Genomic DNA, 15,998 nt, shown 5'->3' on the forward strand with positions numbered 1-15,998 from the left:
CGAACGCCCTGAGCATCTGCGGCAAGCGCATCCAGCCGGCTCCGGTCGCGCCCTAGGCGCGGCGCTCGGAGCATTCGGCGTATCATGTCATTTACCTGTCCGGAGGCTCTACATTCATGGCGGACAAAAAAGGTTCGAACAGCGAGAAGCTGTTGTATTGCTCGTTTTGCGGAAAGAGCCAGCATGAGGTGAAAAAACTCATCGCTGGCCCGTCGGTATTCATCTGCGATGAATGTATCGACCTTTGCAACGAGATCATTCGTGACGAGGCGGCTGCCGCCGGCGTCGAGGCCAGCCTGTCCCGGTCGGATCTGCCGAGCCCGCAGGAAATTCGCGACATCCTCGATCAGTACGTGATCGGCCAGGAGCGCGCGAAGAAGATCCTCGCGGTGGCCGTGTACAACCACTACAAGCGCCTGAAGCATCTCGACAAGAAGGACGACGTCGAGCTGTCGAAGAGCAACATCCTGCTGATCGGCCCGACGGGTTCCGGCAAGACGCTGCTCGCGCAGACGCTCGCGCGGTTGCTGAACGTGCCGTTCGTGATCGCCGACGCGACGACGCTGACCGAAGCCGGCTACGTCGGCGAGGACGTCGAGAACATCATTCAGAAGCTGTTGCAGAACTGCAACTACGAGGTCGACAAGGCCCAGCGCGGGATCGTCTACATCGACGAAATCGACAAGATCAGCCGCAAGTCGGACAACCCGTCGATCACGCGCGACGTGTCGGGCGAGGGTGTCCAGCAGGCGCTGCTGAAGCTCGTCGAGGGCACGATGGCGTCGGTGCCGCCGCAGGGCGGCCGCAAGCACCCGAACCAGGATTTCATCCAGGTCGACACGACCAACATCCTGTTCATCTGCGGCGGCGCATTCGACGGTCTCGAAAAGGTGATCACCGATCGTACCGAGAAAACCGGTATCGGCTTCGGCGCGACGGTCAAGAGCAAGCAGGAACGCGACGCGGGCGAAGTGCTGCGCGAAACGGAACCGGAAGACCTGATCAAATTCGGTCTGATCCCCGAATTGATCGGCCGCCTGCCGGTGGTCGCGACGCTCGGCAAGCTCGATGAAGCCGCGCTGATGAAGATCCTGGTCGAGCCGAAGAACGCGCTCGTCAAGCAGTATCACAAGCTGTTCGCGATGGAGCGCGTCGAGCTGGAGATCCGGCCGGGCGCGCTGCAGGCAGTCGCCCGCAAGGCGATCCGCCGCAAGACCGGCGCGCGCGGTTTGCGTTCGATCATCGAACAGGCATTGCTCGACGTGATGTACGAACTGCCGACGATGAAAGGGGTCAGCAAAGTCATCATCGACGAGAACGTCATCGAAGGTGACGGCAAGCCTTTGCTGATCTACGAGGACACGCCGAAGGTGGCGGGTTCGAACTGACCGGCTAGCCGACGATGTTCTGCGAAAAAGGCCGTTCATGAGACCGTGGGCGGCTTTTTTTCGTTTATCTTGTGGGTAACTCTGACTCGACACGCGGTGGTTACTTTCTTACCGAATATTTCCCGCACTTGAAGGCTTGCAATTCGTTGTGGCGGCCTCAATTACCGAACAATTGATTCCACTCATGGGGAAATGAAATGTCAGGCACCCAACTTCTCCCGCCGGAACGCATCACGCTCCCGCTGCTCCCGCTGCGGGATGTCGTCGTTTTCCCGCACATGGTGATTCCGCTCTTCGTGGGCCGGCCGAAATCGATCAAGGCCCTCGAAGCAGCGATGGAAGGCGGCAAGCACATCATGCTCGTCGCCCAGAAAACCGCGGCCAAGGACGAACCGACCGAAAAGGACATGTACGAGGTCGGTTGTATCGCCAACATCCTGCAGATGCTGAAGCTGCCGGACGGCACCGTGAAGGTGCTCGTCGAGGGCCTGCAGCGCGCGAAGGCGTTGTCGATCGAAGAGCAGGAAACGCAATTCTCCTGCGACGTGATGCCGCTCGAGCCCGATCACGCCGACAGCGCTGAAACGGAAGCGCTGCGCCGCGCGATCGTGTCGCAGTTCGACCAGTACGTGAAGCTGAACAAGAAAATCCCGCCGGAGATCCTCACGTCGCTGTCGGGCATCGACGAAGCAGGCCGCCTCGCCGACATGATCGCCGAGCGTCTGCCGCTGAAACTCGACCAGAAGCAGCACATCCTCGAGATGTTCCCGGTCATCGAGCGCCTCGAGCATCTGCTCGCGCAGCTCGAAGCCGAGATCGACATCCTGCAGGTCGAAAAGCGCATCCGCGGGCGCGTGAAGCGCCAGATGGAAAAGAGCCAGCGCGAGTACTACCTGAACGAACAGGTCAAGGCGATCCAGAAGGAACTGGGCGAAGGCGAAGAGGGCGCCGATCTCGAGGAACTCGAGAAGCGCATCAACGCCGCGCGCATGCCGAAGGAAGCCAAGAAGAAGGCCGACGCCGAGTTGAAGAAGCTGAAGCTGATGTCGCCGATGTCGGCGGAAGCGACCGTCGTGCGCAACTACATCGACACGCTGATCGGCCTGCCGTGGCGCAAGAAGAGCAAGGTCAACAATGACCTGTCGAACGCCGAGCAGGTGCTCGACGAAGATCACTTCGGCCTCGAGAAGGTGAAGGAACGCATCCTCGAGTATCTCGCGGTGCAACAGCGCGTCGACAAGGTCAAGGCGCCGATCCTGTGCCTCGTCGGGCCCCCGGGCGTCGGCAAGACCTCGCTCGGCCAGTCGATCGCCCGCGCGACGAACCGCAAGTTCGTCCGGATGGCGCTCGGCGGCGTGCGTGACGAAGCCGAGATCCGCGGTCACCGTCGTACGTACATCGGTTCGATGCCGGGCAAGATCCTGCAGAGCCTCACGAAGGTCGGCGTGCGCAATCCGCTCTTCCTGCTCGACGAAGTCGACAAGATGGGCATGGATTTCCGCGGCGATCCGTCGTCGGCGCTGCTCGAAGTGCTCGATCCGGAACAGAACCACACGTTCGCCGACCACTACATCGAAGTCGACTTCGACCTGTCGGACGTGATGTTCGTCGCGACGTCGAACTCGCTGAACATCCCGCCGCCGCTGCTCGACCGGATGGAAGTGATCCGTCTGTCGGGCTACACGGAAGACGAGAAGGTCAGCATCGCCCAGCGTTACCTGCTGCCGAAGCAGAAGAAGAACAACGGGCTGAAGGAAGGCGAGATCGACGTCACCGAACAGGCGATCCGCGACATCATCCGCTACTACACGCGCGAAGCCGGTGTGCGTTCGCTCGAGCGGGAAGTGTCGAAGATCTGCCGCAAGGTCGTGAAGATGCTGCTGCTGAAGAAGGCATCGGGTGCGATCAAGGTCGATGGCGAAAACCTCGACACGTTCCTTGGTGTGCGCAAGTACGACTTCGGCCTCGCGGCGAAGGAAAACCAGGTCGGTCAGGTGACGGGCCTCGCGTGGACGGAAGTCGGCGGCGACCTGCTGACGATCGAAGCCGCGGTGATGCCGGGCAAGGGCAACGTGATCCGTACGGGTTCGCTCGGTGACGTGATGAAGGAGTCGGTCGAGGCGGCACGTTCGGTCGTGCGCTCGCGTTCGCGTCGTCTCGGCATCAAGGACGAAGCGTTCGAGAAGCAGGACATCCACATCCACGTGCCGGAAGGTGCGACGCCGAAGGACGGTCCGTCCGCCGGCGGTGCGATGACGACCGCGCTGGTGTCGGTGCTGACGGGTATCCCGGTGCGTGCCGATGTCGCGATGACGGGCGAAATCACGCTGCGTGGTGAAGTCCTGCCGATCGGCGGCCTGAAGGAGAAGCTGCTCGCAGCGCATCGCGGTGGCATCAAGCTCGTGCTGATCCCGGAAGAGAACGTGAAGGATCTCGCCGAGATTCCGGACAACGTGAAGAACGCGATCGAGATCGTGCCGGTCCGCTGGATCGACAAGGTGCTGGAACTCGCGCTCGAGCGTTCGCCGACCCCGCTGCCGCCGGAAGAAGAGGCGAAGGCGGCGGCACCGGTCGCCGATGCGGCGAAGGATGCCGGCTCGACGGAATTCGTCAAGCACTAAGCATTGGGGCACCGTCCTTCCTGACGGTTGTTCACGAAACCCGCGGCGTGGCCGCGGGTTTTTTTATGCGTGTCGGCATCGTGCGCGCGAACGTTTAAAAAATTCACGTCGGGGCTTTGCAAAATGATTGGGGATGAATTAAACTTGCGGGCTCGCTGGTTGTTGATGCCGAAACGCAGATCGCAGCCAGAACGAATCGGAAACGGGTGCTTAGCTCAGCTGGTAGAGCGGCGCCCTTACAAGGCGTAGGTCGGGGGTTCGAACCCCTCAGCACCCACCAGTTTCCTGATTCAGCCAGACCAAGGAGCGGTAGTTCAGTCGGTTAGAATACCGGCCTGTCACGCCGGGGGTCGCGGGTTCGAGTCCCGTCCGCTCCGCCAAAAAATGAAGAAGCCCGCCTTGTGCGGGCTTTTTCATTTGTGTTGTCCGATGCGCCCGCTGGCGGGCGCGTGACAGCGGAGTGGAGGAAGCTGCCTGCGCAGCTTCCGGCGGGACTCGAAGGGTTGCGCGTGCACGCGCATCCGCGGCCTGCGGGATGTAGGCGCGTCCCGTCCGCTCCGCCAAACAATCAAAAATGCCCGCGTTGTGCAGGCATTATTGTTTTGTGCGCCCGGTTGTCGCGTTGCGCTCGCCTGTAGTACGCCTGCTTTTCTCCCGTCCCACCCCGTATGTTGTAATATCGGTCGTTTTGTCCAATTTTCCCGTCACGCATGCTCGATTTCTTCCGTAATCACCAGCGCCTGATGATGGCGCTCCTGCTCCTGATCGTGTTGCCGGGGCTGGGTTTCGTCGGGATCCAAGGCTTCCGCGGCTTCTTTGACGATAGCGCGAACGTCGCGGCAGTCAACGGGCACAAGATCACGCGGGTCGAATTCGACGGCGCGTTCCGCCAGCAGATCGACCAGGCGCGCCAGGCACTCGGCGGGCAGTTCGACATCAAGATGTTCGATACGCCCGAGCACCGCAAGCAGGTGCTCGACGGCCTGATCCAGCAACGCGTGCTGGCAGACGAAACGCAGCGTCTGCACCTGACCGCATCCGACAACGCCGTGCGCGAAGCGCTGATGAGCGACCCGATGATCGCGTCGCTGAAGAAGCCCGATGGTTCGATCGACGTCGAGCGCTATGCGCAACTGCTGTCGTTCCAGGGGATGACGCCCGAGCAGTATCAGGAGCGCGTGCGCTACAGCCTCTCGCTGCAGCAGATTCCGGCCAGCATCGTATCGAGCGCGTTCACGCCGAAGAGCCTCGCGCAACGCCTGTCCGAACTCGCCGCGCAGCAGCGCGAAGTGCAGCCGCTCGTGCTGAAGACGAGCGATTTCGCAGCGAAGGTCCAGCCGACCGACGCGCAGCTCACCGCGTACTATGACGCGCACAAGCAGAGCTTCGCGACGCCGGAGACCGCGACGATCCAGTACCTCGTCTATTCGCCGGCCGCAGCGGCCGCGGGCGCGCAGCCGACCGATGCGGACATCAAGAAGTTCTACGACGACAACCCGACGCACTTCCGCACCGAAGCGCAGGTTCGCGTGAGCCACATCTTCATCGCCGCAGCGGGCAGCGCCAGCGCGGCCGACAAGGCGGCAGCGAAGACGAAGGCCGAGCAACTGCTGGCCGACGTGAAGGCGCATCCAGACCAGTTCGCGCAGATCGCACAGAAGAGCTCGCAGGACGCACCGTCGGCTGCGAAGGGCGGCGACCTCGGCTTCATCACGCCCGGCTCGACGGCAGGCGGCAAGGCGTTCGACGATGCCGCGTTCGCGCTCAAGCAGGGCGACGTGAGCGGTGTCGTGCAGTCGGATCTGGGCTTCCACATCCTGAAGGCAACGGAAGTGAAGCCCGCGGCCGTCAAGCCGTTCGCGGACGTGAAGGATCAGATCGCAGTCGACCTGAAGCAGCAGTATGCATCGAAGGCGTTCACGGACAACGCGGAGGGGTTCACGTCCACCGTCTACGAAAAGGCGAAGACGCTGCAGCCGGCCGCGGACAAGTACAAGCTGACGCTCCAGACGGCTACCGTCACGCCGACGCCGAATCCGCAACTGCCGCCGACGAGCCCGCTGAACAATCCGAAGTTCCTGGCCGCCGTGTTCGCCACCGACTCGGTGAAGAGTCAGAACAACACGCAGGCGATCGACGTCGGCAACAACACGCTGATCTCGGCGCGCGTGACCGACTACAAGGCGGCTGCCGTGCCCGCACTCGACGCGATCAAGGACGTCGTGCGCCAGAAGGTCGTCGCCGAGCAGGCCGCGGAACTCGCGAAGAAGGACGGCGCGGCGAAGCTCGCCGAACTGCAGAAGTCGAAGTCGACCGACGGGTTCGCGGCCGCGCAGAAGGTATCGCGCACGCAGTCGCAGGGCCTGACGCCGGCTGCGCTGAGCGCCGTCTACAAGGTCGATGCGAAGACGCTGCCGGCCTACGTCGGTGTCGATCTCGGTGCGGACGGCTATGCGATCTACCGCGTGAACGCGGTGATCCCGGGTTCGGCGGTCGATCCGCAGCAACTGGCGGCCGCGCAGCAGCAGATGGCGCAGGTCGACGCACAGAGCGAAGGCGAAGCGTATCTCGCCGCGCTGCGCGATCGCTCGAAGGTGAAGCTGTACGGCTCGACGACCAGCCAGTCGCAGAACGGCGACAACTGATAGTCGTTTCGTACGCAACAAAAAGCCCCGCATCATGCGGGGCTTTTTGTTTTCCGGCGAGGACTGCTCGTCAGCCGCGCGGCTTGCCGAGCAGCGGTTTCAGCGCCGGCCACACGTTGTCGAGCAGAACGCCCTGCGCTTGCTGCGCAGGGTGCATCTGGTCGGCCTGGAACATCTCGGGCTTGTTCTCGATGCCGGCCAGCAGGAACGGCACGAGCGGCACGTCGAGATCCTTCGACAGGCGCGTATAGACGGCGTGGAACTTCTGCGTGTAGTCGGGGCCGTAGTTGGGTGGCACGTACATGCCGACCAGCACGACCTTCGCCCGTGCCTGTCGCGCGCCGGCGATGATGTCGCGCAGGTTCTGCTCGGTCGTCGCGAGCGGCACGCCGCGCAGTGCATCGTTCGAACCGAGCTCGACGACGACGATCGACGGTTTGAGTCGCTGCAGCACCGCGGGCAGCCGCGCACGGCCGCCGCTCGTGGTGTCGCCGCTGACGCTGGCGTTCGCGACGCTATAATCGATTCGCTCGGTCGTGAGCCGTTGCCGCAGCAACGCCACCCAGCCGGTGTCGCGCGGCAGCCCGTATTCGGCCGACAGGCTGTCGCCGAGCACGACGATCACGGGCGAGCCCGATGTCGCGGGCGTCGTTGCGGCGCGTGCCGGCATGGTGGCAGCGAGCAGGGTGCCCAGCAGCGCGGCGACCGCCGCGCGTCTTTTCCAGCGAAATGTCGTGTCCATGTTCAAGATTACCGATCCGATCATCGAAGTCCATGACGTGTGCAAGCGGGTCGCCGACGCAACGGGCGAGCTGACGATCCTCGACGGCATCACGCTTGCGGTGACGCCGGGCAGCAGCCTCGCGATCGTCGGCGCGTCGGGGTCCGGCAAATCGACGCTGCTCGGCCTGCTTGCGGGGTTGGACAGCGCGACGAGCGGCACGGTTCGCCTGCTCGGTCGCGCGCTCGACCAGCTCGACGAGGATGCGCGCGCCGCGCTGCGCAGCGGCGCTGTCGGGTTCGTGTTCCAGTCGTTCCAGTTGATGCCGCACCTGACGGCGCTCGAGAACGTGATGCTGCCGCTCGAACTGCGGGGCGGCATCAGCGCGCGCGACGCAGCCGATCGCGCCCGGGCGCTGCTGGTGCAGGTCGGTCTCGGCGAACGCACCGCGCATTATCCAAAGCTGTTGTCCGGGGGCGAGCAGCAGCGCGTCGCGCTTGCGCGCGCATTCGTCACGCGCCCGGCGATCCTGTTCGCCGACGAGCCGACCGGCAGCCTCGATGCCGCCACCGGCCATGCGGTCATCGACCTGATGTTCGAACTCAACCGCACGCACGGTGCCACGCTCGTGCTCGTCACGCACGATGCCGAACTCGCGCGCCGCTGCGCGACGACGGTGACGCTCGACGCCGGGCGCATCATCGCGCCGCAAGCCGCGCCGCGCGGCGCCTGAGTTTTTCGGCCGGCCGCGCAGGCAGGGCTGTGCGGCCGGCATCGGATGACGCCTTTGCGTCAGGGCTTCAGCGTTTCAGCGCCGCGCGGGCGCGCTCGATCAGCGCGGTGGTCGACGAGTCGTGCTTGGCCGGATCGACCGATTCGGCCGACAGGTCGGCTTCCACCACCTTGCCGAGAATCTTGCCGAGCTCGACGCCCCACTGGTCGAACGGATTGATGTCCCACACCGTTGCCTGCACGAGCACCTTGTGTTCGTACAGCGCGATCAGCGCGCCGAGCGTGCGCGGCGTCAGCGCATCGACGAGCAGCGTCGTCGTCGGGCGGTTGCCCGGGAACGTCAGGTGCGGCGCGAGCGCTTCCTTGCCCGGCCCCGCGACCTGGCGTGCTTCTTCGAGCGTGCGGCCGAGCATCAGTGCTTCGCTCTGCGCGAAGCAGTTCGCCAGCAGCTTCGGATGATGGCTCGCGAGCGGATGCTCGGGCGTCAGCACCGCGATGAAGTCGATCGGCACGATCGTCGGCCCCTGGTGCAGCATCTGGAAGAACGCATGCTGGCCGTTGGTGCCCGGCTCGCCCCACGTGACGGCCGACGTCGGGTAATCGACGAAGGTGCCGTCCAGGCGCGCGGATTTGCCGTTGCTCTCCATTTCGAGCTGCTGCAGGTACGACGGCAGGTAGTGCAGCGCTTCCGAATACGGCGCGACGAGATAGCTCTGCGAACCGAAGAAATTCCGGTACCAGATGCCGATCAGGCCGAGCAGCACGGGCAGGTTGCGTTCGAGCGGCGCTTCGCGGAAATGGCGATCCATGTCGTTCGCGCCGGCCAGCAGCTCGTCGAACTGCTCGGGGCCGATCGCGATCATGATCGACAGGCCGACCGCCGACCACAGCGAATAGCGGCCGCCGACCCAATCCCACATTTCGAACACGTTGTCCGCGGCGATGCCGAACTTCACGACTTCGGCCGGGTTCGCCGATACGCCGACGAAGTGCTTCGCGAGCGCGTCCTCGGGGCAGCCGCGCGCGATGAACCAGTCGCGCAGCGAGCGGGCGTTCGTCATCGTCTCGAGCGTCGTGAAGGTCTTCGACACGATGATCGCGAGCGTTTCCTCGGGATCGACCTGTTCGAGCACGCGCGCGAGATCGGCGCCGTCGACGTTCGATACGAAGTGCGTGGAGATGTCGGGCGTTGCGACGTGGTGAAGCGCATGCACGACCATCTTCGGCCCGAGATCGGAGCCGCCGATGCCGATGTTGATCACGTGGCGGATGCGCTTGCCGGTGTAGCCCGTCCACGTGCCGCTGCGCACGGCGCGCGCGAAGGTCGCCATCTTCGCGCGCTCGGCGCTGATCTGTGCATGGAACGGCGCTTGCGGATCGGTCGCGCGCAGCGCGGTGTGCAGCGCGGCACGGCCTTCGGTCGGGTTGACGATTTCGCCCGCGAACATTGCATCGCGGCGCGCTTCGACGCCCGCGTCGCGCGCGAGCTGCACGAGCAGGCGCAGCGTGTCGTCGTTGATGCGGTTCTTCGAGAAATCGGCCGCGAGGCCGCCGCCCGCGAGCGTGAAGCGCTCGGCACGGGTCGGCGTATGGTCGTTTTCCGGTGCGAACCAGTCGCGCAGCCGGGCGTGGCGGATCTGCTCGAAGTGGGATTGAAGGGCAGTCCAGGCGGGGAGCGAATTCAGCGTCATGGCGGTTCGAGTGAAGCGTGAATCGGGAGGAATGCCGCGCCGGCTCATCGGGATCGGAAGGCCGGCGGACGAGAGGGCCCGCCGAGCGGCGGGGCAGTCAGTATAGCGGCGTTATGTGTCGGCGCGCGGCGACGGATAAAAAAGGCGATTGATCAGCGTGCGCACCATCGGCGCGAGCTCGCCGGCCGTGAGTCCGGCCGGGCCCGTGCCGTGTGCGGTCAGCGTGTCGGCCGCGAGGCCGTGCAGGTAGACACCCGCGAGCGCCGCTTCGTACGTCGCGACGCGCTGCGCGAGCAACGCGCCGATCAGGCCGCCGAGGACGTCGCCGGTGCCGCCGGTGGCGAGCGCCGCGTTGCCGGTCGGATTGATCGTCACGCGGCCGTCGGGCGCCGCAATCACGGTGCCCGAGCCTTTCAGCACGACGATGGCCGCATGGCGCGCGGCGAGCGCCTGCGCGGCCGCGATGCGGTCGCGCTGAACCGTTGCGGTGTCGCTGCCGAGCAATCGCGCGGCCTCGAGCGGATGCGGCGTCAGCACGCACGGATTGCCGCGCGCACCGCGCGTGGCGACCGCGGCCGCGAGATCCGCATGCGTCGCAAGGAGGTTCAGTGCGTCGGCATCGAGCAGCGTCGCGGCGTCGTGCGCGAGCACGTCGCGCACGAGCGTCGCCGCGGCCTCGCGCGTGCCCAGTCCGCAGCCGGCCGCGATCGCGGTCATCGCGTCGAGATCGAGGCCGTCGGCCGGGTGCAGCATCAGTTCGGGGAATGGCGGGTCGTACGGCGGCGCGCCGGCGCCGAGGAAGCCGACGTGCACCTTGCCGGCGCCCGCGAACAGCGCGGCGCGGGCGGCCAGGATCGGCGCGCCGCACATGCCCGTGTCGCCGCCGAGCACCGCGAGGCTGCCGAACGTGCCCTTGTGGGACGCGAATGCGCGCGCGGGCAGGGCGGCGGCGAACCGCGCGGGTGTGTTCAGCACGATGGCCGGCGCGGCGAGCGGCGCGACGTCGAGCGATGCGACGTCGATCTCGCCGGCGAGATCCCGGCCTTCGCCGGTATACAGGCCAGGCTTCGCGCCGATGAAGGTGAGCGTGTGAGTGGCAGCGACGGCGACGCCCGCGCCGACGATCTGGCCCGTATCGCAGTCGAGCCCGCTCGGCACGTCGAGCGCGAGTACGTGGCCACCGCTGCGCGCGTGCGCGGCGATGCGCGCTGCCTGCTCGGCGAATGCACCGTCGAGCGCGCGGCCGAGACCGATGCCGAATAGCCCGTCGACGATCCATGCATAGCCGTCCAGCGAAGCGGGTGGCATGGCCGACAGCGGAACGCCAGCTGCGCGCGCGAGGCCGAGCGCCCATTGCGCGTCGTCCGGCTTCACCGGCACCGGCATCCACGCCTGCGTCGCGACGCCAAGCTGCTGGAGGTGCGCGGCGGCAACCAGCGCGTCGCCGCCGTTGTTGCCCGGGCCGACCGCGAACCAGACGGGGCGGTCGTCGCCGGCCGCGCGTTCGGACAGCCAGCGCGCGGCGGCGGCGCCGGCGCGCGCCATCAGCGTATGCGGCGGCAGTGCCGCGGCGGCGGCGGCTTCGGCCGAGCGCAGGTCGGCGACGCGTAGCAGCGCAATGGGATCGGAATCGGGGAGCGGGCGGGTAACGGTCATCGCGGGGTCGTGGCGGCTGGCAAGGCGGCCGCCGGGGACGGGCCCGCGGCGGTCAGGTCGTGAAGCGCCCGGCGCGCAGCGCGGCGAGCGTGTCGGCGGGCCAGTGTTGCACGTCGCCGCCCAGATAATCGGTCACCACTTTAGCAGACCCGCACGCAAGCCCCCAGCCGGCCGGGCCGTGCCCGAAATTGACGAACACGCGCGGATGCGGGGTCGGACCGACGACCGGCAGGCCGTCCGGCGACAGCAACTGCATGCCTTGCCACGACAACGCGGCCGAGATCCTGGCGGCACCGGGCACCCAGTCATGGACGGCCTGGCCAAGCAGCGCGAGCGCCGCCTCGGACAGCGGCTCGGCGAGCGGCTTCGCGGTGTCGGGCACGCCCTGCAGTACGGCGCCGCCGCCGACGCGCAGCCTCTGGTGAGTGGGCGTGATCGAGATCCGCTTGATCGAATCGATGACGTTCAGGTGCGGCACGTGTTCTTGGTAGGCGATCGGCGCGGTGAGCGTATGGACGCGCACCGGATGCAGCGGCAGGCGCCAGCCGAGCCGGGCGAGCAGCGGCAGGCTGCCGGCGCCGGCGGCGACCACGATCGCGTCGGCGGAAATCACGTCGACCTCGCGCGCGTTCGACGCACGCCGGTCGCCGGGCGGGACGAGCTCGACCGCGGCGCGGCCGGTGTCGACGCGGATCGCGGCGACTTCCGCGCCGAAACGGAACTGCACGCCATGCTCGTCGAGCGCCTGCTTGACCAGCTTCGTGAACAGCGGGCAATTCCCGGTGCGTTCGGTCTCGAGCAGCACGCCGCCGGCAAAGCCGGGCTCGGCCGGCACCGACGGCTCGATGGCCGCGCATTCGTCGGCGGAGAGCAGGCGGTACGGCTGGTCGAGCGTGCGCAGCAGGTCGAGCGCGGGCTGCATCGCGTCCCAGTCGCGCGGGTCGCGCACGACGTGCAGGATGCCGGGCTTCTGGTCGAATTCGAGTTCGAGGTGCGTCTCGATGTCGGCGAGCGTGTCGCGCGATGCGTCGATCAGCGGGCGCAGCCGCGCGTACTGGGCCGCGAACGCTTCGGGTTCGCGCAGCGTGCCGAGTTGCTTGACGAAGCGGCGCACGCCGCCGTTGAAGCCCGGTTTGTAGACGATGCCGCTGTCGCGCGGCTGGCGCTGGCGCATGAAGGTCGGGCCGAACCAGACGTCGAGCGGGCTCGGCTGCAGCGCGCCGCCGTCGCCGTAGGTCGCACCCTGCGCGACGGTCGCGTGGCGTTCGACCACGCACACGCGGTGGCCAGCCGCGCGCAACTGGTAGGCGGTGGCGACGCCGCTGATTCCGCCGCCGATGACGATGACATCCATGGATTGCTTCGATGACGGGCGGCGCGCAGGCGCCGCCCGGTGAGAATTCGCTGAGGGCCCCGGCCCGGTGAACCCGGAATGATAGCGCCAAAATCGCGGGAAACGGCGCCGGGCGAGCAGCGATCGTGCGGCCGCGCCACGGCCGCCGGTTGCCGCGCCCGCGCGGGGCGGCCCGGCGGGCGATTCGTGCGCGGCGCGCACCGCGGCACCGTTGCGGTGCATGCAGGCTGCCGATCGGCCGGTCTTGGGCGACCGACTTCCGGGTATAATTACGGCCTTCGTGCGACACGCACGCTCGTGTCCGGGTAGTCCCAACGTAAGGGACATCGACTAGCAGTGTCTGGAGGGGAAACCTTGACCGGCTGCGAGAAGTACACCGCGGTGCATCACGAAGAAGCGCGAGCTTCCGAGTGCAACTGCCCACAAGCGCTGTACTTTTATTGGTAACGAAGCGAACCCGGTTGGGTACTCCGGGTGTCGCCATAGGCGGTGTTCGGTGTGCTGCATTCAACTGGACATCGCATTGCATTGGCCTGATTACCGTCAGGACCCGCCCAGTCAGCGGCTTCACCTCCGCCGACTCGGTGGGGTGTTGTATGCAATTCCTCAAGACATGCGTGGCTTGGGGTTTCGAAGCTTGAGACGAGCGAAAGCTCGGTGTGTCATTGTTCAATCTCTCAGTGGTCGGGAGATAGTGAACCTGTTGTACGACCAGCAGTAGCCTAGGGAGACATGCGTCACTGGTAACGGTGGGGTGTGAAGCTCTCCCGACAATGAAGCCCCCGGATGTATCGGGCGCGCGGAGATCGTGAGATCGCCACGTGGAGATTCGGAGCAGCAATCGGATCAAGGAGCTAGGCTGACTGGCAGGGTCAACGTAAGTGAACTGCTGATAAACCTCGTAATAATTGTGGTGCCAAAGCTGCTGTTAGGCATCGACCAAAAGGTGCGCGGTCGGATAACCCGCTGAAGGTTCGGGTTACGTCGTCATCGGACCGCCGGGGAAGAGGCAGGACCTAAACCAGTCGTGTGACACGCCGGGAACGTGGTAAGCCCGTATGGCTGCCGGGCCATTGGCTCGGCAGGCAGACCGCAAGGGATGTTGTTGGCCGTGCGGGTATGGGAGGACGGAAAAAGCGAATGCCGGGCTGTAATGGCTCGGATAGGGGTTGAGACATCACCCCACGCGAAAGCGGGCAGACTTCCGTCTGGTCTACCGTCGCAAGACGGCTGACTAACCCTCAAGCTGAAATAGTGATTGCTGGTGGTTTCTTAGCCATCAGTGTTGTTCTTTCCCTTGTGGGAGCAAAACGCTCCCGCAAGGGGCGTGCTGCTTTCCGCGAAGGGATTCACTTCTTTGAGCAGGAGAGCAGCATGAAAGTATCTACCCGTAAGGGTGGGTCTGCGCTTTCCCATGCGCCGAACCACTGGCACGACGTTGATTGGCGCCGCGTGGAACGGAACGTGAGAGGGATGCAGATTCGAATTGCGAAGGCAACGCGGGAAGGTGACTGGCGCAGGGTGAAAGCCCTGCAACGGATGCTGACCCGCACGTTGTCCGCGAAGTTGTACGCGGTACGACGTGTTACGCAAAACCAAGGTGCGCGAACGGCTGGGGTCGATCGCGAACTGTGGGACACGCCTGAGAGCCGATGGGAAGCTGTCGGCAGGTTGAAGCGGCGCGGATATAAGCCTCTGCCATTACGGAGGGTCTTCATCCCCAAGGCCAATGGGAAGTTACGCCCCCTGGGCATACCGACCATGCGGGACAGGGCGATGCAAGCCTTGTACTTGCTGGCTCTGGAGCCGGTGTCGGAATCGACGAGCGACCCGAACTCATATGGGTTTCGGATCAACCGCTCAACGGCCGACGCCATGTCGCAGTTGTTTGTCTCTTTGGCTCAGAAAGCTTCGGCCCAATGGGTTCTGGAGGCAGACATCAAAGGCTGCTTCGACTACATCAACCATGACTGGCTGGTGAACCACGTCCCAATGGACAAGGGGATTCTCCGGAAGTGGTTGAAGGCTGGCCTGATTTACGAAGGGCAGCTACAGGCGACTGAGGCCGGTACGCCACAGGGAGGCATCATTTCCCCGACGTTGGCCAATGTGACGCTGAATGGGCTTGAACGAGAACTTGCGGGGCATCTGAATGCCACGTTCGGGATTGTTCGGGCCAAGAAGCTGAAGGTGAGAGTGGTGCGGTACGCCGACGACTTCGTGATCACCGGCACTTCGCAAGAGGTGCTAGAAAGCGACGTCAGACCTTGGGTAGAAGCCTTCCTCGCACAACGAGGACTGCAACTTTCCGAGGAAAAGACGCGGATCGTCCACATCAACGACGGTTTCGATTTCCTTGGGTGGAATTTCCGGAAGTACTCGGGAACGCTGCTCATCAAACCGAGCAAGAAGAACGTAAAGACGTTCTATCGCAAGGTCGAGGAAACAATCAGCGGTAACAAGGCGGCGAAGCAGGAGAGCTTGATCCTTCTGCTGAACCCGATGCTACGAGGATGGGCGCAGTATCACAGCCCCGTAGTTGCCAAGCAGGCGTACACCCGCATGGAGCATCTAGTGGTCAGGAGGCTCTGGCGGTGGTCGAAACGGCGGCATCCAAACAAGGGTAAAGACTGGGTGAAGAGGAAGTACTTTCACACGGTCGGAAACCGTAATTGGGTGTTCGCGGCGCCCACGGTGCGCGAAGACGGCAGTAAGGGCCTTCTGGAGATGTACCAACTCAGCGGTACGGAAATCAGAAGGCACAAGAAGGTGAGAGGGGACTTCAATCCCTTCGATCCCACGATGGAGCAGTACGGCGAAGAGTTGCGGCAGGAGCGTATGTGGAATTCGATGCGCTACCGGAAGCAATGGGCTTCGCTGTACATGTCACAAAGCGGCTGTTGTGCGCACTGTGGCAGTGCCCTGACGGACGAGACGGGTTGGCACGATCATCATCTGGAATATCGGATGCATGGCGGATCGGACTCTCTCTCCAACCGGGTTTTGCTACATCCGGACTGTCATCGGCAGGTGCACGCCGGTAAAATTGCAGTAACTAAGCCGGTCTGGCCGTAGGCCAGATTTTGCTCTTGTAGGCTTGAGCCGTATGCGGGGAAACTCGCACGTACGGTTCTTAGGGGGCCCTTCTTCCGTAAGGAAGGGGGGCTACCCTACCTTTCGCCCCACGTCG

At 64.8% G+C, this 15,998-nt stretch carries 9 protein-coding genes and 2 tRNA genes; 7 read left to right on the forward strand and 4 right to left on the reverse strand.

Features of this window, described 5'->3' with window-relative positions; all coding sequences use genetic code 11:
• Positions 1-116 precede the first annotated feature (116 nt).
• From clpX to LGN19_RS25320, 5 genes are all read left to right on the forward strand, one after another.
• The gene (gene clpX, locus LGN19_RS25300) at positions 117-1,388 is read left to right on the forward strand and encodes an ATP-dependent Clp protease ATP-binding subunit ClpX (protein WP_048248493.1); all 1,272 of its coding nucleotides are present in this window, start codon (positions 117-119) and stop codon (positions 1,386-1,388) included.
• 197 nt (positions 1,389-1,585) lie between these two features.
• The gene (gene lon / locus LGN19_RS25305; protein ID WP_226217739.1) at positions 1,586-4,009 is read left to right on the forward strand and encodes an endopeptidase La; all 2,424 of its coding nucleotides are present in this window, start codon (positions 1,586-1,588) and stop codon (positions 4,007-4,009) included.
• Between the two features lie 204 nt (positions 4,010-4,213).
• A tRNA-Val gene (locus LGN19_RS25310) sits at positions 4,214-4,289 on the forward strand.
• A gap of 23 nt (positions 4,290-4,312) precedes the next feature.
• Positions 4,313-4,389, forward strand: a tRNA-Asp gene (locus LGN19_RS25315).
• Positions 4,390-4,719: 330 nt separating this feature from the next.
• Entirely contained in the window at positions 4,720-6,654 is a 1,935-nt protein-coding gene (locus LGN19_RS25320; RefSeq protein ID WP_226217741.1) for a SurA N-terminal domain-containing protein, read from the forward strand.
• A gap of 70 nt (positions 6,655-6,724) precedes the next feature.
• Here the strand turns inward: LGN19_RS25320 and LGN19_RS25325 are convergent, their stop codons facing one another.
• Positions 6,725-7,396, reverse strand: a complete 672-nt coding sequence (locus LGN19_RS25325; RefSeq protein ID WP_226217743.1) for an arylesterase — start codon at positions 7,394-7,396, stop codon at positions 6,725-6,727.
• Between LGN19_RS25325 and LGN19_RS25330 the strand changes: the two genes are divergently transcribed.
• Positions 7,395-8,108 (forward strand): ABC transporter ATP-binding protein, encoded by a 714-nt coding sequence (locus LGN19_RS25330; protein ID WP_226217744.1) that lies wholly within the window; start codon positions 7,395-7,397, stop codon positions 8,106-8,108. The genes LGN19_RS25325 and LGN19_RS25330 overlap by 2 nt on opposite strands.
• A 67-nt stretch (positions 8,109-8,175) precedes the next feature.
• Here LGN19_RS25330 and pgi read toward each other — a convergent pair whose 3' ends face one another.
• From pgi to LGN19_RS25345, 3 genes are all read right to left on the reverse strand, one after another.
• Positions 8,176-9,798 (reverse strand): glucose-6-phosphate isomerase, encoded by a 1,623-nt coding sequence (gene pgi / locus LGN19_RS25335; protein ID WP_175223377.1) that lies wholly within the window; start codon positions 9,796-9,798, stop codon positions 8,176-8,178.
• A 111-nt stretch (positions 9,799-9,909) separates the two neighbouring features.
• The gene (locus tag LGN19_RS25340; RefSeq protein ID WP_226217746.1) at positions 9,910-11,454 is read right to left on the reverse strand and encodes an NAD(P)H-hydrate dehydratase; all 1,545 of its coding nucleotides are present in this window, start codon (positions 11,452-11,454) and stop codon (positions 9,910-9,912) included.
• A gap of 52 nt (positions 11,455-11,506) precedes the next feature.
• Complete coding sequence (locus LGN19_RS25345) at positions 11,507-12,808, reverse strand: FAD-dependent oxidoreductase (protein WP_226217748.1); 1,302 nt, start codon at positions 12,806-12,808, stop codon at positions 11,507-11,509.
• Positions 12,809-14,182: 1,374 nt separating this feature from the next.
• Between LGN19_RS25345 and ltrA the strand changes: the two genes are divergently transcribed.
• A complete protein-coding gene (gene ltrA / locus LGN19_RS25350) occupies positions 14,183-15,883 on the forward strand; it encodes a group II intron reverse transcriptase/maturase (RefSeq protein ID WP_226217749.1) in 1,701 nt (566 codons plus the stop codon).
• Positions 15,884-15,998 lie beyond the last annotated feature (115 nt).

This window comes from Burkholderia sp. AU30198 (genome assembly GCF_020419825.1).
GTDB lineage: Bacteria > Pseudomonadota > Gammaproteobacteria > Burkholderiales > Burkholderiaceae > Burkholderia.

Bases quoted from the DNA above. Each gene is read 5' to 3' on its own strand.
- LGN19_RS25345 (WP_226217748.1), bottom strand. From the start codon at position 12,808: ATGGATGTCATCGTCATCGGCGGCGGAATCAGCGGCGTCGCCACCGCC.
- ltrA (WP_226217749.1), top strand. From the start codon at position 14,183: ATGAAAGTATCTACCCGTAAGGGTGGGTCTGCGCTTTCCCATGCGCCG.
- pgi (WP_175223377.1), bottom strand. From the start codon at position 9,798: ATGACGCTGAATTCGCTCCCCGCCTGGACTGCCCTTCAATCCCACTTC.
- lon (WP_226217739.1), top strand. From the start codon at position 1,586: ATGTCAGGCACCCAACTTCTCCCGCCGGAACGCATCACGCTCCCGCTG.
- clpX (WP_048248493.1), top strand. From the start codon at position 117: ATGGCGGACAAAAAAGGTTCGAACAGCGAGAAGCTGTTGTATTGCTCG.
- LGN19_RS25325 (WP_226217743.1), bottom strand. From the start codon at position 7,396: ATGGACACGACATTTCGCTGGAAAAGACGCGCGGCGGTCGCCGCGCTG.
- LGN19_RS25340 (WP_226217746.1), bottom strand. From the start codon at position 11,454: ATGACCGTTACCCGCCCGCTCCCCGATTCCGATCCCATTGCGCTGCTA.
- LGN19_RS25330 (WP_226217744.1), top strand. From the start codon at position 7,395: ATGTTCAAGATTACCGATCCGATCATCGAAGTCCATGACGTGTGCAAG.
- LGN19_RS25320 (WP_226217741.1), top strand. From the start codon at position 4,720: ATGCTCGATTTCTTCCGTAATCACCAGCGCCTGATGATGGCGCTCCTG.